The sequence below is a fragment of the Ellagibacter sp. genome (assembly GCF_048412355.1).
Lineage (GTDB): Bacteria > Actinomycetota > Coriobacteriia > Coriobacteriales > Eggerthellaceae > Ellagibacter.
The window spans coordinates 14,179-38,307 of record NZ_DBFSAP010000048.1; the positions used below are offsets into that span (position 1 = coordinate 14,179).

17 protein-coding genes are annotated in these 24,129 nt (G+C 61.1%); 3 read left to right on the top strand and 14 right to left on the bottom strand.

Annotated elements, in window-relative coordinates:
- Positions 1–14: 14 nt before the first annotated feature.
- Together ACMRQN_RS07250 and ACMRQN_RS07255 are read right to left on the bottom strand one after the other, a co-directional pair.
- Complete coding sequence (locus ACMRQN_RS07250; protein WP_418734424.1) at positions 15–4,973, bottom strand: acyl-CoA dehydratase activase-related protein; 4,959 nt, start codon at positions 4,971–4,973, stop codon at positions 15–17.
- A 15-nt stretch (positions 4,974–4,988) separates the two neighbouring features.
- The gene (locus ACMRQN_RS07255) at positions 4,989–5,615 is read right to left on the bottom strand and encodes a TetR/AcrR family transcriptional regulator (protein ID WP_418734425.1); all 627 of its coding nucleotides are present in this window, start codon (positions 5,613–5,615) and stop codon (positions 4,989–4,991) included.
- Between the two features lie 300 nt (positions 5,616–5,915).
- On the opposite strand from ACMRQN_RS07255, the gene ACMRQN_RS07260 reads away from it, so the two are divergent.
- Positions 5,916–7,280, top strand: coding sequence for a PFL family protein (locus ACMRQN_RS07260; RefSeq protein WP_297151791.1), 1,365 nt, complete (start codon positions 5,916–5,918; stop codon positions 7,278–7,280).
- 671 nt (positions 7,281–7,951) lie between these two features.
- Here the strand turns inward: ACMRQN_RS07260 and ACMRQN_RS07265 are convergent.
- The 8 genes from ACMRQN_RS07265 to ACMRQN_RS07300 all read right to left on the bottom strand — a co-directional run bounded on the left by ACMRQN_RS07265 (position 7,952) and on the right by ACMRQN_RS07300 (position 16,662).
- Positions 7,952–8,236 carry a hypothetical protein gene (locus ACMRQN_RS07265; RefSeq protein ID WP_418734426.1) on the bottom strand — a complete coding sequence of 95 codons (285 nt, stop codon included), beginning with the start codon at positions 8,234–8,236 and terminating at the stop codon, positions 7,952–7,954.
- Between the two features lie 7 nt (positions 8,237–8,243).
- On the bottom strand, positions 8,244–9,923 hold the full coding sequence (ettA, locus tag ACMRQN_RS07270; RefSeq protein WP_418734427.1) for an energy-dependent translational throttle protein EttA: 1,680 nt from the start codon (positions 9,921–9,923) through the stop codon (positions 8,244–8,246).
- A 65-nt stretch (positions 9,924–9,988) separates the two neighbouring features.
- The gene (locus ACMRQN_RS07275) at positions 9,989–10,810 is read right to left on the bottom strand and encodes an MBL fold metallo-hydrolase (RefSeq protein ID WP_418734428.1); all 822 of its coding nucleotides are present in this window, start codon (positions 10,808–10,810) and stop codon (positions 9,989–9,991) included.
- Positions 10,811–11,102: 292 nt separating this feature from the next.
- Complete coding sequence (locus ACMRQN_RS07280) at positions 11,103–11,633, bottom strand: nitroreductase family protein (RefSeq protein ID WP_418734429.1); 531 nt, start codon at positions 11,631–11,633, stop codon at positions 11,103–11,105.
- 137 nt (positions 11,634–11,770) lie between these two features.
- On the bottom strand, positions 11,771–12,532 hold the full coding sequence (locus ACMRQN_RS07285; RefSeq protein ID WP_418734472.1) for a TlyA family RNA methyltransferase: 762 nt from the start codon (positions 12,530–12,532) through the stop codon (positions 11,771–11,773).
- 331 nt (positions 12,533–12,863) lie between these two features.
- Positions 12,864–13,919, bottom strand: coding sequence for an aspartate-semialdehyde dehydrogenase (locus tag ACMRQN_RS07290; RefSeq protein ID WP_296061745.1), 1,056 nt, complete (start codon positions 13,917–13,919; stop codon positions 12,864–12,866).
- Between the two features lie 10 nt (positions 13,920–13,929).
- A complete protein-coding gene (locus ACMRQN_RS07295; RefSeq protein ID WP_277014145.1) occupies positions 13,930–15,207 on the bottom strand; it encodes an aspartate kinase in 1,278 nt (425 codons plus the stop codon).
- A gap of 228 nt (positions 15,208–15,435) precedes the next feature.
- On the bottom strand, positions 15,436–16,662 hold the full coding sequence (locus ACMRQN_RS07300; protein ID WP_418734473.1) for an MFS transporter: 1,227 nt from the start codon (positions 16,660–16,662) through the stop codon (positions 15,436–15,438).
- A 190-nt stretch (positions 16,663–16,852) separates the two neighbouring features.
- On the opposite strand from ACMRQN_RS07300, the gene ACMRQN_RS07305 reads away from it, so the two are divergent.
- Complete coding sequence (locus tag ACMRQN_RS07305; protein ID WP_418734430.1) at positions 16,853–17,809, top strand: zinc dependent phospholipase C family protein; 957 nt, start codon at positions 16,853–16,855, stop codon at positions 17,807–17,809.
- A gap of 128 nt (positions 17,810–17,937) precedes the next feature.
- Here ACMRQN_RS07305 and ACMRQN_RS07310 read toward each other — a convergent pair whose 3' ends face one another.
- The 4 genes from ACMRQN_RS07310 to ACMRQN_RS07325 form a co-directional block, all read right to left on the bottom strand.
- A complete protein-coding gene (locus ACMRQN_RS07310; RefSeq protein ID WP_296061769.1) occupies positions 17,938–18,570 on the bottom strand; it encodes a DUF47 domain-containing protein in 633 nt (210 codons plus the stop codon).
- A gap of 176 nt (positions 18,571–18,746) precedes the next feature.
- The gene (locus ACMRQN_RS07315; RefSeq protein WP_418734431.1) at positions 18,747–19,409 is read right to left on the bottom strand and encodes an MBL fold metallo-hydrolase; all 663 of its coding nucleotides are present in this window, start codon (positions 19,407–19,409) and stop codon (positions 18,747–18,749) included.
- 81 nt (positions 19,410–19,490) lie between these two features.
- A complete protein-coding gene (locus tag ACMRQN_RS07320) occupies positions 19,491–21,869 on the bottom strand; it encodes a RelA/SpoT family protein (RefSeq protein WP_418734474.1) in 2,379 nt (792 codons plus the stop codon).
- Between the two features lie 139 nt (positions 21,870–22,008).
- Complete coding sequence (locus ACMRQN_RS07325) at positions 22,009–22,899, bottom strand: hypothetical protein (protein ID WP_418734432.1); 891 nt, start codon at positions 22,897–22,899, stop codon at positions 22,009–22,011.
- Between the two features lie 318 nt (positions 22,900–23,217).
- Here ACMRQN_RS07325 and ACMRQN_RS07330 point away from each other — a divergent pair, with 318 nt between their 5' ends.
- Positions 23,218–24,093 carry a hypothetical protein gene (locus ACMRQN_RS07330; protein ID WP_418734433.1) on the top strand — a complete coding sequence of 292 codons (876 nt, stop codon included), beginning with the start codon at positions 23,218–23,220 and terminating at the stop codon, positions 24,091–24,093.
- The last annotated feature ends 36 nt before the right edge of the window (positions 24,094–24,129 follow it).

A 24,129-nucleotide genomic window follows, 5' to 3' on the forward strand; every position in this document is an offset into this window, starting at 1 on the left:
CACTCGAGCCCCGCTTACGCGAGCTCGGTTTCCACCTCGAGCTTGCCCGCGTCCTGCGCCTTGCCGTGCGATCCGTCGGCGTTCACGAAGGTGTCGCGTGCCGCGCGGGCCTCGGATTCCTTCTCCGCCAGATTCGCCTTCGCAACCGAAATCATCAGCTTGATGCGGTTGAGCTGGTTCACCTCCGACGCGCCCGGATCGTAGTCGACGGCCACGATGTTGCTCTCCGGGTAGCGGCGACGCAGCTCCTTGATGACCGCCTTGCCGACCACATGGTTCGGCAGGCACGCGAACGGCTGGGTGCACACCACGTTCGGCGCGCCGGTCTTGATAAGCTCCACCATTTCAGCGGTGAGCAGCCACCCCTCGCCCATCGAGTTGCACAGCGAGAGGATCTCGCTCGCATATTCGGCCAGCTCGTAGATGTTCGCTGGCGGGTTGAAGCGCGACGAGTCGGCGAGCGCCTTGTTCACCGGCGCGCGGAACTTCTTGATGGCGGAAAGCGCCACCTTCGACCCGAGCGCACCCTTCGAGCTGCGCCCGAGCGGATCTTTCTGGAAAATGCCACCCGCAACGCCGAACAGGAAGAACTCGATGAGCCCCGGCACCACGGCCTCGCACCCTTCCCGCTCGATCACGTCGACGATCTGGTTGTTCGCCGTGGGGTGAAACTTCACGAGGATTTCGCCCACCACGCCGACGCGCGGTTTGGTTCCCTCGCCCTGGAGCGGCAGCGTATCGAAGTCCTCGACGATCTGGCGGATCGTGCGCTTGAAGCGACCGTAGGACTCGCCGGTTTCCAACTGGCCCTTGCACGTGGCCATCCAGTGGTCGAACAGGCGATTCGCGCTACCGGGTTCCACCTCGTAGGGGCGCGTGCGATAGAGACACTGCATGAGCACGTCGCCGTACTGCAGCGCGTACACCGCTTGGAGCAGCATCTTCGGCGTGATCTTGAAGCCGGGATTGTGCTCGCCCAAATCCTTGAACGAGATGGCGATCACGGGAATGTGCGCGAGGCCCACAGCCTTCAGTGCCTTGCGGATAAGCGAGATGTAGTTGGTGGCGCGGCAACCGCCGCCCGTCTGCGTGATGAGCACGGCAAGCTTGTCGGTGTCATAGCGTCCCGACATGACGGCTTCCATAATCTGGCCGGTGACCAGGATGGACGGATAGCAGATGTCGTTGTTCACGTACTTGAGGCCCGCATCGACCGCGCCGTGGTCCACGCTCGGCAGAAGCTCGACGTTGTAGCCGAAGCGGCTGAAAATGGGCACGAGAAGCTCGAAATGGTACGGCGCCATCTGCGGAGCCAGGATGGTGTAGCCCTGCTCCTTCATCTCCTCGGTGAACACCGCGCGCGGGAACTCCGTGTCGGCGCCCTCGCGCTGGCGCATGCGCTCCTGAGCCTCGGGCGCGGCCTTCTCGTTGAACGCGTCAGGGACGGCGTCGGGCGAGATCTCGATGTCACACGCGGGGCAGCTGGCGGGCTTCGCGGTGCGTTCGGCCTCTTCATCGGCCTGATCCTTCAGTGCGGCAAGGAGGCTGCGCACGCGGATGCGCGCGGCGCCCAGGTTGGACACCTCGTCGATTTTAAGCACGGTGTACACCTTGCCCGCCGACTCGAGGATTTCCTGCACCTGGTCGGTGGTGAGCGCGTCCAAGCCGCAGCCGAACGAGTTCAGCTGGATGAGGTCGAGGTCGCGACGCTCGGTCGCCACCTTCGCCGCCGCATAGAGGCGCGTGTGGTACATCCACTGGTCGACCAGGCGAATCGGGCGCTCGAGCGTGCCCAGGTGCGCGATGGAGTCCTCGGTGAGCACCGCCAGCCCAAAGCTCGTGAGCAGCTCGGGGATGGCGTGGTTGATCTCGGGGTCGTTATGGTAGGGACGGCCCGCCAGCACGATGCCATGGGTGCCCGTCTCCTCCATCCACTTCAGGGTCTCGGTGCCCTTCACGCGCATGTCGCGCTTGAACGCCTCGTCCTCGGCCCAAGCGGCGTCGACCGCTGCGTTCACTTCCTCCTGCGTCGGGGCGGCAACACCTTCGCCCATGAGCTCGGGGTGCGCCTCGATAAGCTCCACCATCAGGCGCTTCTTCAGGTGTTCCTTCTTGTCGTAGGGCAGCCACGGGTTCAGGAACTGCGTCGACGACTCACGCAGCTCATCGATGTTCAGGCGCAGCGCCTCGGCGTAGCTCGCCACGATCGGGCAGTTGAAATGGTTGCCCGCCGTGTCGTCCTCCTGGCGCTCCCACTTGCTGCAAGGGAACCAGATGAAGTCCGGGTGCTTGTCGAGCAGGTTCATGATGTGGCCGTGCGAGAGCTTCGCCGGGTAGCACACGCTCTCCGACGGCATGGATTCGATGCCCGCCTCGTAGGTCTTCTTCGTGGACGGGTCGGAAAGTACCACGCGCCATCCGAGCTTCGTGAAGAAGGTGAACCAGAACGGGTAGTTCTCGTACATGTTGAGCGCGCGGGGAATGCCCACCGTGCCGCGCGGGGCCTTGCCGGCGGAAAGCGGCGTGTAGTGGTCGAACAGGCGCTTGCTCTTGTACTCGAAGAGGTTCGGCACCTGCTGCGACTTCTTGTCGAACGCGCCGGCGCCCTTCTCGCAGCGGTTGCCCGTGATGAAGCGGCGGTGTTTGCCGGTGTTCTCGTCCTTGCCGAAATCGTTCACCGTGAGCAGGCAGGCGTTCGAGCAGCCCTTGCAGCGCACGGTCTTATGCGTGGGAGCGAGCGATTCGATCTGCTCGAGGGAAAGCAGCGTGGATTTGACCTGCGGGGCGACGACTTCGGCGTCGGCGGAAGTCGATTCGACCTGCAGGGCGGCGGAAGCCGCGGTCGAGCTACGCTCAGAAGCTTCGCAGCCTTCGCTCCGCTCGCCGGCGGCTTCCGCCTGATCGGAGTTGAAGGCATGAGCTGCTTCAGCCTGCGCCGCGAAAGAAGACTCCGCGGGACGGAGCGAAGGCTGCGGACCCGCTTCTGAGCGGAGTTCCGCGGTGGATTCTTTCGCTTGCTCGGGATTGAATTCCGCTTGGTCGTGGCTGGATTCCAGCGCTGCGGCCTGCTTGCGGTAGCGGTCGCGCGCGAGGAGCGCGGCACCGTAGGCGCCCATGTTGCCCGCGATGTCGGGGCGCACGGCATGCACGCCCGCGAGCTGCTCGAACGCGCGCAGTACGGCGTCGTTCAAGAACGTGCCGCCCTGCACGATGACCTTCGTGCCCACATCGTGCGGGTCGCGGATCTTGATAACTTTGAACAGCGCGTTCTTGATGACCGAAATGGCCAGGCCCGCAGCGATATCGCCCACCGTAGCGCCTTCCTTCTGTGCCTGCTTCACGCGGGAGTTCATGAACACGGTGCAGCGGCTTCCCAGGTCAACGGGGTTTTCCGCATGGATTGCCGTCTTGGCGAACTCGGAAACGTCCAGGTTCAGGCCCGTCGCGAAGCTCTCGATGAAGCTGCCGCAGCCCGACGAGCACGCCTCGTTCAACATGATATGGTCGATCACGCCGTCCTTCACGCGCAGGCACTTCATGTCCTGGCCGCCGATGTCGAGGATGAACTCCACACCTGGAAGCATCTGCTGAGCGCCGCGCAGGTGCGCGACCGTCTCGATCTCGCCCGAGTCGACGCGCAGCGCCTCAAGGAGCAGCGCCTCGCCGTAGCCGGTGACCGTGGCGTGTCCGATGGTGATGAGCGGCTCGCCCGTCTCGGCGTCGACCGGCATGTCGTTGTAGAGCTTGGCGATGGCGGCCTTCGCGCATCCGAGCACGTCGCCCTTGTTCGACACGTAGTGCGACCAGAGCAGGCTGCCTTCCTCGTCGATGAGCGTCGCCTTGAACGTGGTCGAGCCCGCGTCGATGCCCAGGTAGGCAACACCCGTGTAATCCATGAGGCTCTCGCGCTTCACGCACTCGGCGGCATGGCGCTCGTTGAACTCATCGAGCTCGGCGTCGTTTGCGAACAGCGGAGGCAGGCGCACGACCTCGGAGCCCTGGATATCGCCCAGGTTCTTCAAACGGTCAAGCACGTCGGAGAGCTTCTCGGCGCGCACGGTCGAGCTCGCCGCGCCCGCGATGGCGCAGCCGCTCGCCACGAACAGGTGCGCGTTGTCGGGCACGATGCGGTGTTCCTCGTCGAGGTCGAGCGTCTCATAGAAGCGTTTACGCAGTTCGGGAAGGTATTGCAGCGGGCCGCCCAAAAATGCCACGTAGCCGCGGATGGGCCGGCCGCACGCGAGACCGGAGATGGTCTGCGTCACGACGGACTGGAAGATGGAGGCGGCGATGTCCTCCTTGCGCGCACCCTCGTTCAAAAGCGGCTGCACGTCAGTCTTCGCGAACACGCCGCAGCGCGAAGCGATGGGGTAGATGGTGGTCGCGTTCCGCGCGAGCTCGTTCAAGCCGCCCGCATCGGTGTTCAAAAGTGCCGCCATCTGGTCGATGAATGCGCCGGTGCCGCCCGCGCACGTGCCGTTCATGCGCTGCTCGATGCCGTTTTCGAAGTAGATGATCTTCGCGTCCTCGCCGCCGAGCTCGATGGCCACGTCGGTTTTGGGGATGAAGGTTTCGACCGCGGTTTTGCTCGCGATGACCTCCTGCACGAACTCGATGCCGAGCCACTGGGCCAAAAGCAGTCCGCCCGAGCCGGTGATGGCGATCGTCATGCGCTCATCGCCGAAACCTTCGGCGGCCTCGGAGAGCACCTCCACGATCGTTGCGCGCACGTCAGCATGGTGACGACGATAGACCGAGTACTTGACCTGGTCGTTCTCATCCAAGATGGCAAGCTTCACCGTCGTCGAGCCGACATCGATGCCGATATGGAGCGCGTCCTTCACGACGGGTTCTCCAATCGGAGTCGCGTCAACCGTCGTGGTGCGGGGCGCGCAACCCTCGCCCGAGCATGCACCAAGCGACGCCTTCTCGTCCGCCGTCAATTCCTGATTGTTCATGTTTTCGTCTTCCATCGTTATCGCCTTCGTTTACAGCTTGATCGGATCGCCCGGTTTTATAAAGAAGAGCTTCATCGCGATAAGCGCCATGTCCTGGGAGCTCTCGCGCATGCCCGTTTCGACCCAACGCGTGATGACCCCCAGATACGCGCTCGCGTAGAACGCAACGTAATATTGCACGAACGGCTCAGGGTTGTTGCGATAGCGCTCGTGCAGGATGGTCTGGATGATTTCAGTGCACAGCGCATCGCGCACGCGGGGGCCGAAACTCGGGTCGCCCTTAGGGCCCATCACCGCATGCAGGAAGTCGCCCTGTTCGCGCAGGCAGTCGAACAGTTCCACCAAAAAGGGCATCGGGCGCTTGCTCACGCGGTAGCGCATGACGTCCTTCAGGCCGATCGCCTGCATCTTTGCCTGAAGAGCCTCGAGGTCGGCCATAATGTCGCCCTCGAGCGCGCGGAGCAACCCGTCTTTGTCCCCGAAGATGTTGTAGAGCGTGCCGCGGTTGAGCCCCGCGCGAGCGCACAGGTCGCTTGCGGAGAACCCGTCGAGCCCGCATTCCTCCGTCAGCTCGATGAAGGCCTCGCGCAGCGCCTGCTTCGAGCGCGTGATCCGCCGATCTTCAGAAGCGGCACCTTCGTTTGCCGAACATGTCATAAGCTCCACCCCCATTCAACAATCCGACCAATAATAAACATATTGTTCAATAGTGTGATTGTAGCGAGCTGACACGCGAATGGCAACGGATGCGCGCCCTGTTTACACAGGTTTTGCTGGAAAACAGGAGCCGACCAAGGCGCAGCCGAATCACCTTCCCCCGCCGTGCCAAATCAGCGCCGTTTTTCCCGCTAAAACGATGACGGCTGCCGTTTCCCTTCCGAAAAAAGGTATCCTGTTCGAAGAAATCAACAGCCCACGCGCAATTCAAAACGCCCATTCGCGAGAGGGAGAGTATCTATGCAAATCACACCTGCCGAAATCGCCGAAACCCTGGCGATGGTGAACAAGGAGCACCTCGATATCCGAACGATCACACTCGGACTGAACCTGCGAGGATGCACCGATTCGGACATCAACACGATGGCCCGCAAGGTCTACGACCGCATGACCACCGCAGCCGAGCAGCTCGTTCCCACCGCCGAACAGCTCGAGCGCGAATACGGCATCCCCATCGTGAACAAGCGCATCTCGGTGACGCCCATCGCCGAGATCTGCGCGGCGACCGACGCCCGCGACCTGTCGCCTATCGCTGTGGCCATGGACAAGGCCGCGAAGGTCGTCGGTGTCGACTTCGTCGGCGGCTTCTCCGCCCTCGTGCACAAGGGCGCGTCGCGCGCGGACAACAACCTTATGGACTCCATCCCCGACGCCCTCGCGGCGACCGACTTCGTGTGCTCGAGCGTGAACGTGGGCTCGACGCGCGCGGGCATCAATATGGACGCCGCCTTCAAGATGGCGGGCATCGTGAAGAAGACCGCCGAGGCAACTGCCGATCGCCAGTGCATCGGCGCAGGTAAACTGGTTGTTTTCTGCAATGCCGTGGAGGATAACCCCTTCATGGCGGGCGCGTTCCACGGTTCGGGCGAGGCCGACGCCGTCGTGAACGTGGGCGTTTCGGGCCCGGGCGTTGTGCGTTCGGTGCTCGCCAATATGCCGAAAGACGCCGACATGACCGCCATCTCGGAAGCGATCAAGGCGACCGTCTTCAAGATCACGCGCGCGGGCGAACTCATGGCTCGCGAGGCGAGCAAGCGCCTGGGCGTGACGAAGGGCATCCTCGATTTGTCGCTCGCGCCGACGCCGGCCGAAGGCGACTCGGTCGCGGAGATCCTGGAAACCATCGGCGTCGGAAAGTGCGGCGGCCCGGGCACCACGGCAGCGCTCGCCATGCTCAACGACGCGGTGAAGAAGGGCGGCGTCATGGCATCGTCGAGCGTCGGCGGGCTTTCGGGCGCGTTCATTCCCGTGTCGGAAGATGCCGGCATGATCCGCGCAGCCGAGGCAGGCGCCCTTTCCCTTGAGAAGCTCGAGGCCATGACCTGCGTCTGCAGCGTGGGCCTCGATATGATCGCCATCCCCGGCGACACGTCGGTGGAAACGATCTTCGGCATCATCGCCGACGAGTGCGCCATCGGCATGATCAACAACAAGACCACCGCCGTGCGCGTCATTCCCGCCATCGGCAAGAAGGTCGGCGACCGACTGGAATTCGGCGGCCTCCTGGGATACGCCCCCGTCATGCCCGTGAACGGACACGCCGGCACCGTCTTCGCCCACCGCGGAGGCCGCATGCCCGCCCCGATCAACAGCTTGAAGAACTAGCGATTCGGCAGATTACCCGTTCTCATACTATGCGCCTAAGCGAGCACGCCCCTACTCGATGGTTTTCCGAGCAGGGCTTTTGGAAAATATAGCAAAAAACGATGCGGGGCTTTCAGAATTCCGAAAGCCCCGCATTTTGCACCCTGCGCACATTCAACAGTCTCTAACTCAACCAATTTTTTATCAATTATGCCTCTAAATCAACTAAATACTTCGCTAAATCGCCTCTAAATCAATTATTGCTATCTTCTGCTGTATATAGGAGAGATTGACTTATAAGCCAATCTCTCACCTCCTCCATTCTTACAGTTGCCATCTGACGAGAAGAGGATTAGTGGATTACGACTCGACATTACCCGAAGCAGATAAAATCCCAGTCGATCAAGCTATAAAGAATAATCAGCTGCTTTGCAATGGAAACACTTACTCAAACTTCGACATGAAATACCTTGCCGGCGAATTATGGCTTTCAGCAAAACGACCTACTTTGACGCCAATATTCCTGTCCATATCTACGTATACACGACCTTGCCCGCCACCGCGATAGACGACGATAAGCAAATAGCGGTAACGACGACAATATTGGACCAGAATCGAATAATCACCCTTAAATAATAATTGGGAAGCTGCTCGCTCTAGAGTAGCTTCCCAATTTTCGCAATTACAGTTCCCTATCGAAACCTCAGCACATACCCGCAGGTCGGGGGTAGGTGCTTCCCGAACAATGCAGCTACGGGCGTCAAGCGGCGGCAACGCTCGCATCGCGTAAAGCGCTCATCGTACACGCGACACAACCGCGAGTCCTCGTCGAGAAACTCACACGGCGCCGAGAAGTCGATGCCGACAGAGCCGTCTTCACCAACTTCCCGCTCGTAGCAGCACATCCCGCAGCGCAGGCACGCATCGTCCCACGAACCGTCGAACCACGCCCGCAGCGCCGCAATCGGCCTCAGCATCGCCTGGCTAGTCCCGCGTCAGCTTGCGGTGGAGGCGATGCGGCTTCGAAGCCTCTTCGCCCAAGCGCTCGATGCGGTTCTTCTGATAGCTGTCGAAGTTGCCTTCGAACCAGAACCAGTTGCCCGGGTTCTCGTCAGTACCCTCCCACGCGAGGATATGCGTGGCGATGCGGTCGAGGAACATGCGGTCGTGGCTCGTCACGACGGCGCATCCGGGGAACTCGAGCAGCGCCTTTTCCAAACTGGAAAGCGTCTCAACGTCCAGGTCGTTTGTGGGCTCGTCGAGCAACAGCAGGTTGCCGCCCTGCTTCAGCGTGAGCGCCAAATTCAGGCGATTGCGCTCGCCACCCGAAAGAACACCTGCGGGTTTCTGCTGGTCAGAGCCTTTGAATCCGAAGCTTGCCACATACGCGCGGCTCGGCACCTCGGTCTCGCACACCATCATGTAGTCAAGCCCGTCGGAGACCACTTCCCACACGTTCTTCTTGGGATCGATGCCCTCGCGCCCCTGGTCGACATAGGAAAGCTTCACCGTCTCGCCCAGCTCGAGCGTACCCGAGGTCGGCTGCTCCTTGCCGACGATCATCTTGAAGAGCGTGGACTTGCCCACGCCGTTCGGGCCGATCACGCCTACGATGCCGTTGCGCGGCAACTCGAACGACAGGTTGTCGATGAGCACGCGATCGCCGAAGCTCTTGCAGAGTCCGTCCACCTTGAGCACGTTCGCGCCAAGGCGCGGACCTGCGGGAATGTGAATCTCGGTGAAGTCAACCTTCTTCGACTGCGCGGCCTCGGCCACCATCTGGTCGTAGCGCTCCAGACGCGCGCGGCTTTTCGCCTGGCGCGCCTTCGGGGACGAGCGCACCCACTCGAGTTCCTCGGAAAGGCGCTTCGCCAACCTCTCGTCGCGCTGCTTCTGCGACGCCAGGCGTGCGGCCTTCGTCTCAAGGTAGGTGGTGTAGTTGCCCTTGTAGGGGTACAGATGCCCGCGGTCGACCTCGCAGATCCACTCGGCCACGTTGTCCAGGAAGTAGCGGTCGTGCGTGACGGCGAGCACCGCTCCTTGGTACTTGTGGAGGAACTGCTCGAGCCACAGAACGGACTCGGCGTCCAAGTGGTTCGTCGGTTCGTCCAAAAGCAGCAGGTCAGGCGCCTCAAGCAACAAGCGGCAGAGCGCCACGCGCCTGCGTTCGCCACCGGAGAGCACGTTCACCGGCATGTCGGGGTCGGGGCACTGCAGCGCGTCCATCGCCTGCGAGAGCTGGCTGTCCAAATCCCAGCCGTCAACTGCGTCGATAGCATCCTGCAGCTCGCCCATTTCCGCCATGAGCGCGTCGAAGTCGGCGTCGGGCTCGGCCATGAGTCCGCCGATCTCGTTGAAGCGGTCGACCTTCGCCTTCACATCGCCGAACGCGAGCTCGATGTTCTCGAGCACCGTCTTGTCCTCGTCGAGCGGCGGCTCCTGCTGAAGGATTCCCACGGTGTAGCCGGGCGTGAGACGCGCCTCGCCGTTGGAGACCTCCTCCATGCCCGCCATCAGCTTCAAAAGCGTGGACTTGCCCATGCCGTTCGGACCGACCACGCCGATCTTCGCGCCTGGGTAGAACGACAGCGTGACGTCGTCCAAGATCACCTTGTCGCCGTGCGCCTTGCGCGCCTTGTACATCTGGTAAATGAATTCGGCCATTCGATAGACTCCCTATTGTCCTGGTCATTGCATACGTGAGACTTATTGTATCAAGCAAACGTCCGTTACAACTCGAACGCCTCCAAATCATCGGGCACGTGGAGGTTGCCGCCGTATACGCTGCGGCCTTCGGCGACGTAGCGCTCCTTGCGATGCGGCAGATCGTCGTCTTCCGTATGGTGGAGCACGAGGTTCTCCACACCGAGGTGCTCCGCCGTCGCGCATGCCTCGCGCACGGTCCCATGGTGAATCGGGTGCGGATTGTAGCGCTCGATATCGGCATGGCGGCAGTAGGCCTCGTGGACAAGCCACGCCGCCCCTTCGACACGTGAGAAGTTCTCGCTGGTCAGCGGCTCATCTCCGCTGCAGGCGAGCGCCTTGCCCGGGGCGTATTCCATCGTGAACCCGAACTGCTTGGCCGATCCGGTCGAGTGGATGTCGAAGAAGGTAACGGGACGCCCGAGAATCTGCGCCGTGTCGCCGTCTTCGACCGCATGAAGGAACACGCGCTTGCCAATGAACGCCGACTCGCTCGGACGCAAGAGCATGTGCGCCAGCTTATCAGCCGCCGCCACGACCTCATCGTTTCCCCAGAAGTGAAATTCCCCCCGATAGTTGCCACATTCCATGCCATAACACACCACGCGGAGAATCCAGACCGACCCGAGCAGGTGGTCGACGTGGGTGTGCGTGACGAACAGGTCGTGGATGGAATGCCAATCGATGCCCGCCCGCTCGAGCTGGGTCAAGATGCCGTTCCCGCCGCCCGCATCGACGAGGAATGCGCGGCCCGGCGCCTTCCCCATCTCGTCGTCCTGAAGCACAAAGCACGCATTGTAGCATTTCGTTGCGAGCGCATGGCCGGTGCCCAGCATCGTTAACCGCATGGTAAAACCCTTTCGCTCGCCGTCGTCGGCACCTTCCGCAGAAGAGCCCGAACCCGTCCAGGGGAACTCCGAGCCCCTCAGGGGAAGGCCTTCGGCACTACCCCCCTGGCATTCGGCGCCTTCATCCGGCAATCGACAATCTCGCCCGACGATCGACGCCTTCCGAAACCGACGTTCAACCTTTTCAGAAACCTTCGCCAAAAAAGAAGGCGCCGCTTTGTAAGCGACGCCTTCAGCCCTTCATCAGTTGCGACGTGAGTGAGGGCTATGCAGCTGAACCCGCGCGGGTTCGTTAAAACGTTTCGCGAACCACCAAGGTATCGAGCGGTTCGGTTTGCTCGTGACGAGGACTCGGTTCAGCATCCTCGACACTGTGCCCTACCATCATAAGGTCTACGAGCACATAATTGTTCGGGATATTGAAATTCTTTCGAATAATCGCAGAATCATACGCCCCAACCCAGCAACTTCCGAGGTTTTCGGCCGCCGCAGCGTTCGCGATGTTGGTGAGGACGATCGACGTGTCGATGTCGCCGAAGTCGCCCGTTTCATAGCCGAGCCCCTTCGCTGACACGTCGGCATCGTAGGCGCCGATGATCACCGTGGGCGCGCCGTAGCGGCAGCGTGTCGCCTCGTCGATCTTCACAAGACCTTCGGCGCTTTGCACCACGCAAAGGCGAAACGGCTGCGAGTTCTTAGCCGTGGGAGAAAGCTGCGCCGCCTGAAGCAGCACATCGAGCTCCGCGTCGGTCAACTGCACGTCGGAAAACGAACGCACCGAGTAGCGCGCCTTCAGAAGGTCGAGGTATTCCTGCCCGTTCATGCTGACTCCTTCGATCGATTGCGATTTGCCGAGAACAGTATAACCCCGAAGGCTGACAGGCCAAGCGCGCGAAGCTGGGCGAAGCGGGAAGGCCCGCCGACCCCTTGCGAGAAGGTCACACCAAGAAAGGCCACGTCTCAGCCCTGGAAGACTGCGCGGACGAGGTATTCCACATTCCCTTCCGCGCCTTTGATCGGCGACTCGATGGTGCCCGTTACCTCAAAGCCCTCGCTCTTAAGAGCACAGCGGACCTCTTCCACCGTGCGGGCGCGCACGGCCTCGTCACGCACGATGCCGTGGTCCGTCTCGTCGTGGCGGGACTCGAACTGGGGCTTGACCAGCCCTAAGAACACGCTCGCCGGAGCGTCTTCGGTCGCTGGGCGCGACAAGCGCGCGAAAGCGGGAGCCAGCACGGCAAGCCCGATGAAGCTCACATCGCACACGATCAAGTCGAACGGCGCGCCCAATTCCCCCGGATCGGCAAGCTTGATATTCGTGCGCTCGAAAACGCTCACGCGCTCGTCGGTGCGAATCTTCCAAGCGAGCTGACCGTAGTTCACGTCGACGCAGGCCACATGCGCAGCGCCCGCCTGCAAAAGGCAATCGGTGAAGCCGCCCGTCGACGACCCGACGTCGATGCAGTTCAGCCCCTGCACGTCCTGTCCGAACGCGTCGAGCGCGCCCTGCAGCTTATGCCCTCCGCGCGAAACGAACTGCTTGCGCCCGCGCACGATGATTTCCGCATCGGGCGCCACCTTCACCGCGGCACTCGTGACGTACACATCGTCCACCTTCACCTCATGCGCGAGCACAGCGCGCAAAACCGTGCCTGCATCAGGAAAAACTCCCTGCTCAACAAGGAGTTCGTCAAGGCGTATCTTTTTCGGCTTTTTCATCATAGGGGCATTATACAGACTCAACACACGAACACAAGTTCGTTTTTATATGATACACTACACTCGTGCAAGGTGGCGGGCTACCCCCTATCCCATTAGGAGGTTGCTCATGGTTACCTATACGGAATTGTTCACATTCTGTCTGGTTGTGATAGCGGTTATCGAGCTTTCGTTACGCTTAAGAAAGTGAAGTAGCCGCCCCCGCTAAGACGGGAAACGGCTACTCCCACAAGCTAAAAACTTGAAACCGGGGTAGCTGCCGTAGCAGCGGCGAGCCACCTTGCACGCGTTCAGTATACCATCCTGGCCCGACGCTCGGCCGGACAATCCACCGTTAATCCTTCGGAAGCAAAAGCTGCGCGATCTGCACGGCATTAAGCGCTGCGCCCTTGCGAATCTGGTCGGCAACAACCCACATCGAAAGGCCGTGATCGACCGTGTCGTCGCGGCGAATGCGCCCCACGTAGGTGTCGTTCGTGCCCGCGAGCAGGCCGGGCATCGGATACACGTTGTTCGCGGGATCGTCCATCACGGTGACGCCAGGCGCTGCAGCGAGTGCCTCTCGGGCAGCCTCGGGCGTCACGTCAGCGGCGAACTCCACGTTCACGGACTCGCCGTGGCAGCGCAGCACGGGAACGCGAACGCAGGTAGCGGCAACCTTCACGCCCGCATCGCCCATGATCTTCTTCGTCTCGGCGACCATCTTCCACTCTTCCTTCGTGGAGTCGTCGTCGAGGAACTTGTCGATGTGCGGGATGCAGTTGAAGGCGATGCGGTGCTGGAACGCCGACACCGTGAGCTCGTCGTCGGGCGTGCCGCCCAGAAACTCGCGCGTCTGGTCGTAGAGCTCGGCCATGGCGGGTGCGCCGGCGCCGCTTGCCGCCTGATAGGTCGAAACGACAACGCGGGTGATTTTCGCCAGGTCATAGAGAGGTTTCAGGGCGACGACCATCTGGATGGTCGAGCAGTTCGGGTTTGCGATGACGCCCGAGTGCCACGACACGTCGCCCGGGTTCACCTCGGGAACCACCAGGGGCACATCCTCATCCATGCGGAACGCGCTCGAGTTATCGATCATGACGGCGCCCGCAGCAACCACAGCCTCGCGCATCGCCTTGGAAACGTCGGAGCCTGCGGAGAACAGCGCAATATCGACGCCCTCGAACGACTCGGGGGTCATTTCCTGCACAGTAAGCTCACCTGCGGGAACGTCGCCGCAGCCCTCGAAGGGAAGCTTCTTGCCAGCCGAGCGCGCAGACGCGAGCGCGCGCACCTCGCTTGCAGGGAAGTCCAGGTCATGCAAGACCTTCAGGAACTCATTTCCCACAGCGCCCGTCGCACCGGCAACAGCGACAACCGGATGAGCAGGGATAACCTTCGTCCAAGCCATGTTTACCTCCCTATCTGCCCTTGTTCATCTTGGCGGCGATTTCTTCCGCCGAAAGCTGGGTTTCCACGAACACGCTGTCGGAATCCAGACCGAAAGCGGTGTGCAGGCACTGGACCGCCTGGGCAGCCTGCGCAGCATCGACCACCACGGACAGGCGAATCGGGCTCGTGGAGATAGCCAGAATGTTGATGTCGTTTTGGCCCAGCGTCTCGAACGCCTTCGCGGCAACGCCCGGCGAGGACTTCATGCCCGTGCCCACCAGGCTCACCTTCGCGATGTCCTCGTCAACGATGTAGGTACGCGCGTTGATGGTCGGCACGATGCGCTCGACGGTCTCGCGGGCGCGCGGCAGATCGCCGCCCGGGCAGGTGAAGCTGATGTCGGTGATGCCCGACTCCGACACGTTCTGGATGATCATGTCGACGCTGACCTGGTTGGATGCCAGCGCGCTGAACAGCTTCGCCGCCACGCCCGACATATCGGGAACGCCGCGAATCGTAACCTTGACCTCGGACGTGTCGTGCGCAATGCCGGTGATTACCGCTTCCTCCATGTCGGGAGCCTCCTTGATATACGTGCCCTCGGCGTCGGAAAACGCCGAACGGGAATGGATGACGACGTTCCATTTGCGGGCGAACTCAACGGCGCGCATCTGGAGCACGCCGGCGCCCGCGCCAGCGAGTTCGAGCATGTCGTCGTAGGAAATCTGGTCGAGCTTCTTAGCGCGCGGGCACACGCGCGGATCGGCGGTGAAAACGCCTTCGACGTCGGAATAGATCTCGCACACGTCGGCATTGATTCCCCAGGCCACAGCCACTGCCGTCGTGTCGGAACCGCCGCGACCGAGCGTGGTCATGTCATCGTTGTCGTCGATACCCTGAAAGCCCGCGATCACGGGGATGATGCCCTTGTCGACCGTCTCCATGATGCGGTCGGATCGCACGCTGACGATCTTCGCCTTGTTGTGCGTCCCGTCCGTGCGGATGCCCGCCTGGCGGCCCGTGAAGCTCATGGCGTGATAGCCCTGCGCCTCGAGTGCCATGGCCAGAAGCGTCATCGACACCTGCTCGCCGGTCGAGAGGAGACGGTCAAGCTCGCGCGCTGGAGGGTTCGTGTTGAGCGCGTTTGCAAGTCCTACCAGCTCATCGGTCGTTTTTCCCATCGCAGAGACAACGGCGACCACATCGTCGCCCGCCTTCTTCTTGGCAATGAGCTTGTTCGCGACCATCTTGATACGCTCGGGCGACGCGACCGACGTCCCCCCGAATTTGCATACGACTAACGACATCTCGATCTTTCTTTTGAAAGGGAAACCTTTGCGCCACTATACCAAACGGCTCGGGATACACTCCCGAGCCGTACACGAGCGAGCGATTTTCCATGCCGAGTACACCGAGCCGCACGTCGCGCGGGGGAAGCGTACGGTCCCGAGCTGCGAGCAGGGCGGCGTACGCTCGGAGCCCCGGCGGCTCGCATGCCGCATACCGACCACGTCCCGCAAGCGGCGCCCCGACTTCTACTCTCCCGCCGCCGTGCCTTCGGGCATCTTCAAAAGCAACACGAAGCCGACGATGAACAGCACCGCCACGGAAAGGACACCAATCGAGCTCGAGCCCGTCACCTGGGTGAACACGCTCACGAGCAGCGTGCCCATGATGGTCGCGTACTTGCCGAAGATATCAAAGAAGCCGTAGTATTCGTTGGCGTGCTCCTTGGGGATGAGCTTGCCGAACTCGCTGCGCGAAAGCGCCTGGATGCCGCCTTGGAACAGGCCGACGCAAATCGCGAGCACCCAGAACTCGGCAGCGCTGCGCAGGAAGAACGCCGCGAACAGCGTGATCAAAAAGTACGCGAACACGGCGATGAGCAGCATCTTCTTCGTGCCGAAACGCCCCGCAAGGCGCCCGTAGGCAATCGCCGAGGGGAATGCCACGAACTGCGTGACTAAAAGCGCCAGCACGAGGTTCGTCGAGCTGATGCCCAAGTCGGTGCCGTAGCTCGTAGACATCGCGATGATCGTGTGCACACCGTCGATGTAGAAGAAAAACGCCAGCATGAACATCATGAGCCTGCGGTCGTGGAAAATCTTCTTGCACGTTCCCACAAGGCCCGCAATCGTGTTCTTGAACAGATGCTCCTCGCGCGGCTTGTAGTGCGTCTGGTGCACGTCGCGCCAGATGGGAACGCTGAACGCGAGCCACCACACCGCCGTGATGACGAACGAGATGCGGATGCCGTCAAGCTGCCCGATCCCGAAGTTCTCGCCGAACAGCACGAGCACCAAACAGATGATGAACGGCACGCACGACCCGATGTATCCCCAGGCGTACCCCTGCGACGACACTTCGTCGTAGCGCTCTTCGCTCGATGCGGCGTCCACAAGGAAGGCGTCGTAGAACACGAGCGACGCGTTCAGCATGACCGACGACACCACGTAGATCACGAGAAACACCATCGCATCGGAGGGAATGCCCATCACGGCGAGCGTCACCGCGCCCGTGCCGATAGTGCCGGCGAGAAACTTCTTCTTGTTGCCCTTCAGATCGGCGAGGCTGCCAAGAAACGGCATGAGCAACGCCAGCACAAGCGAAGCCACCGTCGAGGCGTAGCCCCAGGCCACAACCGCAGAAGAGTTCGGGTCGGCAATCGCTGAGAAATAGATGGGGATAAGCGTCGATGCAAGAAGCACGTAGGCGGAATTGCCCACGTCGTAGAGGACCCAGCTGCGCTCGGGTTTCGTCATATGGGTGCGCGACACCACAACGCCTTTCACTCAAAGTTCGGAAAATCCCTGCTCACGCGTCATGGCGGCCTATGTAAAACGTACGCAAAGACGCATGGGGGACGTTAACAAGCCGCTCATCATTGTATATGATGCTTTACTTAGCGACAGTAAAATTCCCGTCAGGGGCTCAAAGGATGGAGTTCAGACTATGCCGGCAATCATCACGCACGACACGTTCGGACAGGACGCCTACGCGCGTCATTTCTCCTCCATCGGTGGAACGAAGGACGAGGCCGAGGCCTTCCTCTTGGGAAACCAAGGGCCTGACCCGCTGTTCTATTCCGTTGCCAATCCCCTGCTCTCGTCGGTCCATCGGCTCGGGAACATCATGCACAAGGAGAAGCCGAACGAGATTCTCGTCGCCTTCAAGCGAGCGATCGACGCACTCGACGAGACAGACCGCTCCGTCGGGCGCGCCTATGCGCTCGGGTTCCTGGGCCACTACGTGCTCGACTCGACCATGCACCCGCTCGTGTACTTCCACGAGTTCCAGCTGTGCGATGCGGGCGAGCCGGGCCTTTCGCGCGCGGACGGCAGCGAGGTGCACGCGGTTATCGAGAGCGAGTACGACGAGATGGTGCTCACGGTGAAACGCGGCGAAACGGTGGCAACGTTCAACCCGGCGGTGAACATCCTCAAGGGCTCCGATCGCATGCTGCGCATCGTTTCGCACATGTACGCGAACATGGCGTTCTCCGTATTCGGCAAGATCATCCCGCGCAACGCGTTCGGCGACGCGGTGCACTGCTTCCGCCTGGTGCAGCGCCTCTTCCATTCGGGCTCCGGCGTGAAGCGCGAGGCCATCGCACGCATCGAGGAGCTGGTGCGCCCGTACTCGTTCTACCGCGCGATGAGCCACCGCGCGATCCTGGCGGAGACGTGCGCGTACGACAATCGCGAGCACACCGTCTGGGAGAACCCCTTCACGCACGAGAAGTCGACCGACAGCTTCTGGGATCGCTACGAGAAGGCGCAGCGGCGCTTCGACGAGGTGAGCGCGCTGTTCGACGCCGACAGCTTCGATGCGGAGGCGGCGCGCGCTATCACGCGCGACCTCAACTTCTCCGGCGAGCCCGTCGAGGCGAAGCTGCTCGCGGTGGAGTAAGGGCACGAGTGCGACAATCTGCCTTCTCGAAAAATCGGGGCCTCATCATTTCCTGATGAGGCCCCGTTCGCTTTCGATATTTCCTGCGCCTGGCGAGCCGTCGTCACGCTGCGCGCTCTATCTGCGCGTTACACGTTCTTCAACAGGATGGTGCTCATGCAGTCGGCGGCGTGCTCGGTCGCGTCCGCGCAGTTCTCCATGTGCTCGAAGATGCGCGACCACACCATCACGCGCATGGTGTTCTCGCAATCGGTGGTGTGCAAATCGCGGATGACGTGCATCAACAGCTGGTCGGCCTCCTCCTCGTAGGTGTTCACCTCGATGATGAGCGACTTGAACTTCTTGGACTTCTTGAAGTTGCGGAAGTCCTCCATGGCTTTGTTGAGCGCCTTGCATTCCTTCTTCAGCAGCTGCGCGAACTCGAGCGCATCCTTGTGCATGAAATGCACGTCGTACATGTAGAAGCGCTGGATGACCTCTTCAAGCTCGTCGATGATCGTGTCGAGCGCCTGGGCGAGGCCGATGATGTCCTCGCGGTCGATCGGCGTGATGAAATCGGTCGCCACGTTGCGGAAGATGTCGTGGTTGATGTCGTCGCCTTTGTGCTCGATGGCGTGCGCCTTCTCCATCGTTTCCTTGAGCGCATCGGCCGTGGTGAATTCCTCGATGGCCTTGATGAGCAGGTCGGCCTCATCGACCGCAAGCTCCGAGAGGTCCTCGAACGCGCTGAAATAGTCGTACTTATGGTGCCTCTTGCCCATTCATCGACTCCTTTTCGCTAAGCGAATTGACCGGAAGAACGCGAGCCTTGGGAAGGGTCGCGCTGACGCTCAAACGCCCAGAGTTTAACGTGTTCTTTACTTAGTTCTCAACGCTATTAGCCCGAATTGCCGCAGACGACATCAGAAAGCCCCGCAGCGGCGCAATCAGCAGACTCTTACGCCCACTGCGCGAAGGTGCGGCTCCGCTCGGCACCGATGGTGGTCTGCCTGCCATGCCCGGGAAGGACAATCGTCTCGTCGGGCAGAAACGCCAGCTTGCGAAGCGATGCGCGCATCTCCTTCATGCTTCCGCCCTCGAAATCGGTGCGCCCCACAGACCCTTCGAACAGCGTGTCGCCCGAAATAAGGACAGGTGTGCCGTCCTCGTGGTTGCCGAACTGCGGCACGAGGTACCAGCACATGCCACCCTTGGTGTGACCAGGGGTTAGCATCACTTTCCACGCCATATTGCCGATCTCCACGACATCGCCGTCCTCGGCGCGGAAATCGATCGGGCAGGTCTCGAACTTCCAATTGTCGCGGGAGATGGGCTTCTCCCCGCAAATCTCGGGAGCATCGATCTTCGACGCGATCACCGTCGCGCCCGTCAGACGGCGCAAGTCGGCTGCTGCGCCCACGTGATCGGAGTGGCAGTGCGTCAGCACGATCGCGTCAAGCTCGCGCCCGTCGAGCGCTCGCATAATCTCCTCCGCGTCCGACGACGGGTCGACCACCATCGTCGCCTCGCCATCCGAAATGAAGTACACGTTGTTCTCGAGCATTCCCTGCACGAGAAAGCACACGTCAACGCACGTATTTTTCACCACTCGAAGAGACATTGCCACAACCTTTCGATAAGAGCGGTCCGCCTGCTGACCCCAGCGCGGAATGTACCCGCCGCGGCCGCAGACGAACGATCGTTACTTCTTCTTTCCCCCTTGCCCGGGAAGCATGCGATGGGCGTCGAACACGCCCTCGAGCCCGAGCAGTTTGCGCTGCACCGCGTCGATGAGCGAGATATCCGACACCTGGAACAAAAAGCGCATCTCGACCATGCCGTCGCGGTGCGAGATAGTGTTGCAGGACAGCACGTTCGCGCCCATGTCGGAGAGGACCACCGTGACGTCGCGCAACAGGTTCAAGCGGTCGATCGCCTCGATGTAGATCTCCACCTTGTAGGACGTGCTCGACGGCGCAGATTTCTCCCACTCCACCTCGATGATGCGCTCGGGGTGCTTCATGAGCTCCTCGGCGTTCGGGCAATCGGCGCGATGCACCGACACGCCGCGACCGCGCGTCACGAAGCCCAAGATCTTGTCGCCCGGCACTGGGTTGCAGCAACGCGACAAGCGCACGAGCACATCGTCGACGCCCTTCACGACGATGCCGTTCGAGCTGTGCGCTTCGCGGCGCTTCGGCGAGACGACGCTCGTGATCATGGGAGGCATGACGCCGGGGCTCGTCTCGGATTGTCCGAGCGCGCCGGCCCGCGATTCCTCGTTCCCGTCGTCGACGAGCAGCTTTAACAGGCGATTGCCCACATGCTGCGGGCTTTCCTTCCCCGTGCCGATGTTCACAAGCATGTCATCAGGGCTTTTGTAACCCATGTGCTCGGAAATCGTCTTGATTGCGCGCATCGAGTTGGCGCTCGAGATGCCGATGCCGTGCTTCTTCATCTCACGTGTCAGGCGGTCGCGGCCTATCTGCAAATCGTCCGAGCGGCTCGCCTTGCTGAAGAACCCGCGAATCTTGTTGCGCGCCGAGGGCGTCTTCACGATGTTCAGCCAGTCGCGCGAGGGCGTGGCGCTCTTCTGCGTGAGAATCTCCACGCGGTCGCCCAGCTGCAGCTCGTAGGTCAGCGGGACGATGGCGCCGTTCACCTTCGCGCCCACGCAATGGTTGCCCACCTCGGTGTGGATGGCGTAGGCGAAATCGACCGGCGTGGAGCCCGCCCGCAAGCTCATGACCTCGCCTTTCGGAGTGAACACGAACACCTCGGTCGGCGCTAGGTCGACCTTTAGGTCCTTCAGGAACTCACGCGAATCCTGCGTCTCGTCCTGCCAGTCGACCATCTGACGCAGCCATGCCAGCTGCTGGTCGAGCGCGGCGTCGGCCTTCTCGCCCTTCTCCTTGTAACGCCAGTGCGCCGCCACGCCGTATTCGCTTTGGCGATGCATCTCCTCGGTGCGAATCTGCACCTCAAGCGGCCTGCCAGCAGGACCGATGACCGTGGTGTGCAGGCTTTGGTACATGTTGAACTTCGGCATGGCAATGTAGTCTTTGAATCGCCCGGGCATCGGGTGCCACAGCGTGTGCACCGCGCCTAACGCCGAATAGCAATCCTTCACCGACTTCACGATGATGCGCACGGCGATGAGGTCGTAGATCTCGGAGAAGCCTTTGCCCTTGTTCACCATCTTCTGGTAGATGGAGTACAAATGCTTCGGGCGGCCCATGATCTGACAGACGATGTTGACCTTCTTCATCTCGTCGTGCAGCGTGTCGATCACTTCGCCCAGGTACTGCTCGCGCTCGGCGCGCGACTCGGTAACCATGCGGCTGACCTGCTTGTACTTGTTAGGCTCGAGGTAGTAGAAGGAAAGGTCCTCAAGCTCCCACTTCACCGAGTTGATGCCCAGGCGGTGCGCGATGGGGGCGTAGATTTCGAGCGTTTCGCGCGCCTTGAAGATGCGGCGGTCTTCCTTGAGCGCCGAGAGCGTGCGCATGTTGTGCAGGCGGTCGGCCAGCTTGATCACGATAACGCGGATGTCTTTGCTCATGGCGACGAACATCTTGCGGATGGTGGCCGCCTGCTTGTCCGACAGGCTTTCCACCTCGATGCGCGTGATCTTGGTGACGCCGTCGACGAGCGCGGCCACGTTCTCGTTGAACTCGCTGGCCACGTCCTGGTAGGTAACGTCGGTGTCCTCGATCGTGTCGTGAAGTAGCGCGGCGCACAGCGTCTCGCCGTCCATGCGCAAGTCCGCCAGGATGATGGCGACCTCGACCGGATGGATGATATAGGGCTCGCCCGATTTGCGCGTGACGCCCTTGTGCGCCGCGTCGGCGAAGCGGAACGCGCGCTCGAGCATGTCGCGCTCGTCGTCGGTCAGGTAGCCGTCAGTCAGGCGCTGCAGCTCGACGAAGCGCTCTTCCGGGGTTTCCGTCGAGTGAAGCTCCCCCACCTCGGTGGGACGAGGCGCCACCGAAAACGATTTCTCGGGCGTGTACGCGCGCCCGAGCATGACATCATCAACCGTCTGCTTTTCGGAAGACGACTTGAGCGACTCGCCGAGCATTATCTCGTCATCGCCGCCGTTGCGGCCGTTGGTGCTCATGTCAGTCCTCCTTTCCCTTGAAACTAAATCGTAGTGATTTCATTCTACTCGATTCGTCAAAGGGAAAAGAGACGCTTACGCAAACGCACGCATCAAGGCATCAGGAGCTTTGAGAGTGCGCCGTCGACGATGCGACCATTTCCTCCTCGAACGCAGCAACCTCGTCGTCGGTCGCGATGGTGGCGAAACCGTTGCGCGAGGCGTTGTAGAGCTCTTCATATGCGTTGAGCATCTTTTCATCTATCTTCCCAGCTGCAAAGAGGTTTCGAACATCCTCTATCATCGCATCTTCCGATTGAAGATTTTGCTCAGATGCCGGAACCGCGTCGCTTACAGGCATAACGGCAAGCGATGAAGAATCAACGCTCCCAATCTCGCTATTGGAAAAGGCCCCCGAAGCGCCCTTTTCCCAAATGCCCAACTTGTCGCCAAAAGAATAGTAGTGATTCCCCTCCGTATTCCCATCGAGCCCGTCGAGGACCCGGTAGAGAAAAAGCAGGTAGTCGGCGCCTTCCTCTAATTCTGGAGCATTATCGTTCACGACGGCAACCCGGTCGCCTACGCCGCCCTTCATGCGAACAGATATGACGGAATCCCCGCGCGACGACGCGGAATCATCGACCAAGACGTCGCCTTTGAAAACATCCTCGACCGCGAAATAATAGTCCGTATAGTACATCGCTGAATCTATGCCCCCGACAACGGGAATCACGAGGAAGGGGTCCGATTTCCCCAGATAGCGGCCCGAAGCAACGAGATCCGAGTCATCGCGCAACGATTCAAAGGTGCACTCTGTGCTTGAAGCGCTTACATGAAGAACGGCTTCCTTCGATTGCAGCACGTCATTCTGGGAATGAGGAACCTCGGCAGAGGAAGCGCCTTGCGGTGGCTGAGACCCGCACCCCGACAACGCCGCAGCACACACAAGAGCGACGGACGAAAAGGCGGCCAGGACGGAAAGACGCAAACCCTGCTTCGTTCGAATGTTCATTTCTATGCGCCTCCTAATATCGTGCCGAAAGGCCATTTAAGTCATCGTACGAAAAAGATGTACGCACCCAGTTCATAGGGAAAGTACGAAACATAACGGCGCTTTGAACGTAAGGCACCGTTATCAGCGATAGGTTAGCATGGATATTCTTTGTTAGGAATATTCTTTTCTCGGGATTTTTAACATCGAACTGGCCCCTGGATTTACTGTCAAACCATTCGCTAAATATGATTGGAATTAAGAAGGCTACACCCGACACGTACCGCTTCTACAGGATACTTGCCGGAGAGGTAAGCGAGCCCTAGGAGGGGGTAGGCCATGGGAAAGAGGGAGAGGGAGTACGACCCCGCAAGGACGCTGCGGCGCATGCGCAACTTCGTCGTGGCGGTGCTGCTCGCAGTGCTCGCGTGGCTCCTCCTGAGCAGGGCCTACGCCGCGACGCGGGCAGACAACGCCCTCGACGAGCTGTACTACAGCACGCTCGACTCGCGTTCCTGCGACGCCCTGTGGGAGCAAGGCCACCTCAGCCCGACCGTCCTGGCGTCGGCCCTGAGCGCGTACAGAAACGACAGGCCCCGTATCTGCATCGAGGGGGCGTACTCCCTGTATGGGTACCAGGGGAAGGACGCGCTCGCGCCGTTCTACAACAACTACGTCTACCTGTTCGGCTACCAGGACGGGCGCACCGTAAGCGACGGCAGGGTGGAGTCCTTGTCGTGGTACATCGAGGACGGGGGCGAGACGGGGCACTCGGAGAAGTACCCACAGAGGTGCGTCGTGCTCTGGATGGACTTCTCACAGGAGGGGCTCGGGGGATATCCCCCGGGAAGCAATCCGGCCTCCTTTGATAGATATAGCGCCACCTGGGTCTACGACGTCGATTCGAAGGCCCTCTGGCTCGACGGCGTGAACGGCCCGTCGGGAGACGAGGAAAACGGGGGCAGCGCTTTTGTGGGGGAGATCAGCCAAGGCGACTACGCCGAATGGGTCTTCGGGCTCAACGGGGCCGACCCCGTGCTGATGATAGACCGCAGCCGCCATGTCATCCGCGACGTGGTCCTGCGCGGCTACCTGGAGGGCACGGGGCTCTCCGATGACGAGGTGGAGTCCGAGCTCTCGGAGGTCGACCCGATAATCGACGCGGGGGTCGACGAGGCGAAGGGAATCTACCGGGACGCTGGGTTCGCCGGCTAGCGCGCGAGGCCGAAAGTTCCACGCCTAGCAAAGGCG

Bases quoted from the DNA above. Each gene is read 5' to 3' on its own strand.
- ACMRQN_RS07250 (WP_418734424.1), bottom strand. From the start codon at position 4,973: ATGGAAGACGAAAACATGAACAATCAGGAATTGACGGCGGACGAGAAG.
- ACMRQN_RS07255 (WP_418734425.1), bottom strand. From the start codon at position 5,615: ATGACATGTTCGGCAAACGAAGGTGCCGCTTCTGAAGATCGGCGGATC.
- ACMRQN_RS07260 (WP_297151791.1), top strand. From the start codon at position 5,916: ATGCAAATCACACCTGCCGAAATCGCCGAAACCCTGGCGATGGTGAAC.
- ACMRQN_RS07265 (WP_418734426.1), bottom strand. From the start codon at position 8,236: ATGCTGAGGCCGATTGCGGCGCTGCGGGCGTGGTTCGACGGTTCGTGG.
- ettA (WP_418734427.1), bottom strand. From the start codon at position 9,923: ATGGCCGAATTCATTTACCAGATGTACAAGGCGCGCAAGGCGCACGGC.
- ACMRQN_RS07275 (WP_418734428.1), bottom strand. From the start codon at position 10,810: ATGCGGTTAACGATGCTGGGCACCGGCCATGCGCTCGCAACGAAATGC.
- ACMRQN_RS07280 (WP_418734429.1), bottom strand. From the start codon at position 11,633: ATGAACGGGCAGGAATACCTCGACCTTCTGAAGGCGCGCTACTCGGTG.
- ACMRQN_RS07285 (WP_418734472.1), bottom strand. From the start codon at position 12,532: ATGATGAAAAAGCCGAAAAAGATACGCCTTGACGAACTCCTTGTTGAG.
- ACMRQN_RS07290 (WP_296061745.1), bottom strand. From the start codon at position 13,919: ATGGCTTGGACGAAGGTTATCCCTGCTCATCCGGTTGTCGCTGTTGCC.
- ACMRQN_RS07295 (WP_277014145.1), bottom strand. From the start codon at position 15,207: ATGTCGTTAGTCGTATGCAAATTCGGGGGGACGTCGGTCGCGTCGCCC.
- ACMRQN_RS07300 (WP_418734473.1), bottom strand. From the start codon at position 16,662: ATGACGAAACCCGAGCGCAGCTGGGTCCTCTACGACGTGGGCAATTCC.
- ACMRQN_RS07305 (WP_418734430.1), top strand. From the start codon at position 16,853: ATGCCGGCAATCATCACGCACGACACGTTCGGACAGGACGCCTACGCG.
- ACMRQN_RS07310 (WP_296061769.1), bottom strand. From the start codon at position 18,570: ATGGGCAAGAGGCACCATAAGTACGACTATTTCAGCGCGTTCGAGGAC.
- ACMRQN_RS07315 (WP_418734431.1), bottom strand. From the start codon at position 19,409: ATGTCTCTTCGAGTGGTGAAAAATACGTGCGTTGACGTGTGCTTTCTC.
- ACMRQN_RS07320 (WP_418734474.1), bottom strand. From the start codon at position 21,869: ATGCTCGGCGAGTCGCTCAAGTCGTCTTCCGAAAAGCAGACGGTTGAT.
- ACMRQN_RS07325 (WP_418734432.1), bottom strand. From the start codon at position 22,899: ATGAACATTCGAACGAAGCAGGGTTTGCGTCTTTCCGTCCTGGCCGCC.
- ACMRQN_RS07330 (WP_418734433.1), top strand. From the start codon at position 23,218: ATGGGAAAGAGGGAGAGGGAGTACGACCCCGCAAGGACGCTGCGGCGC.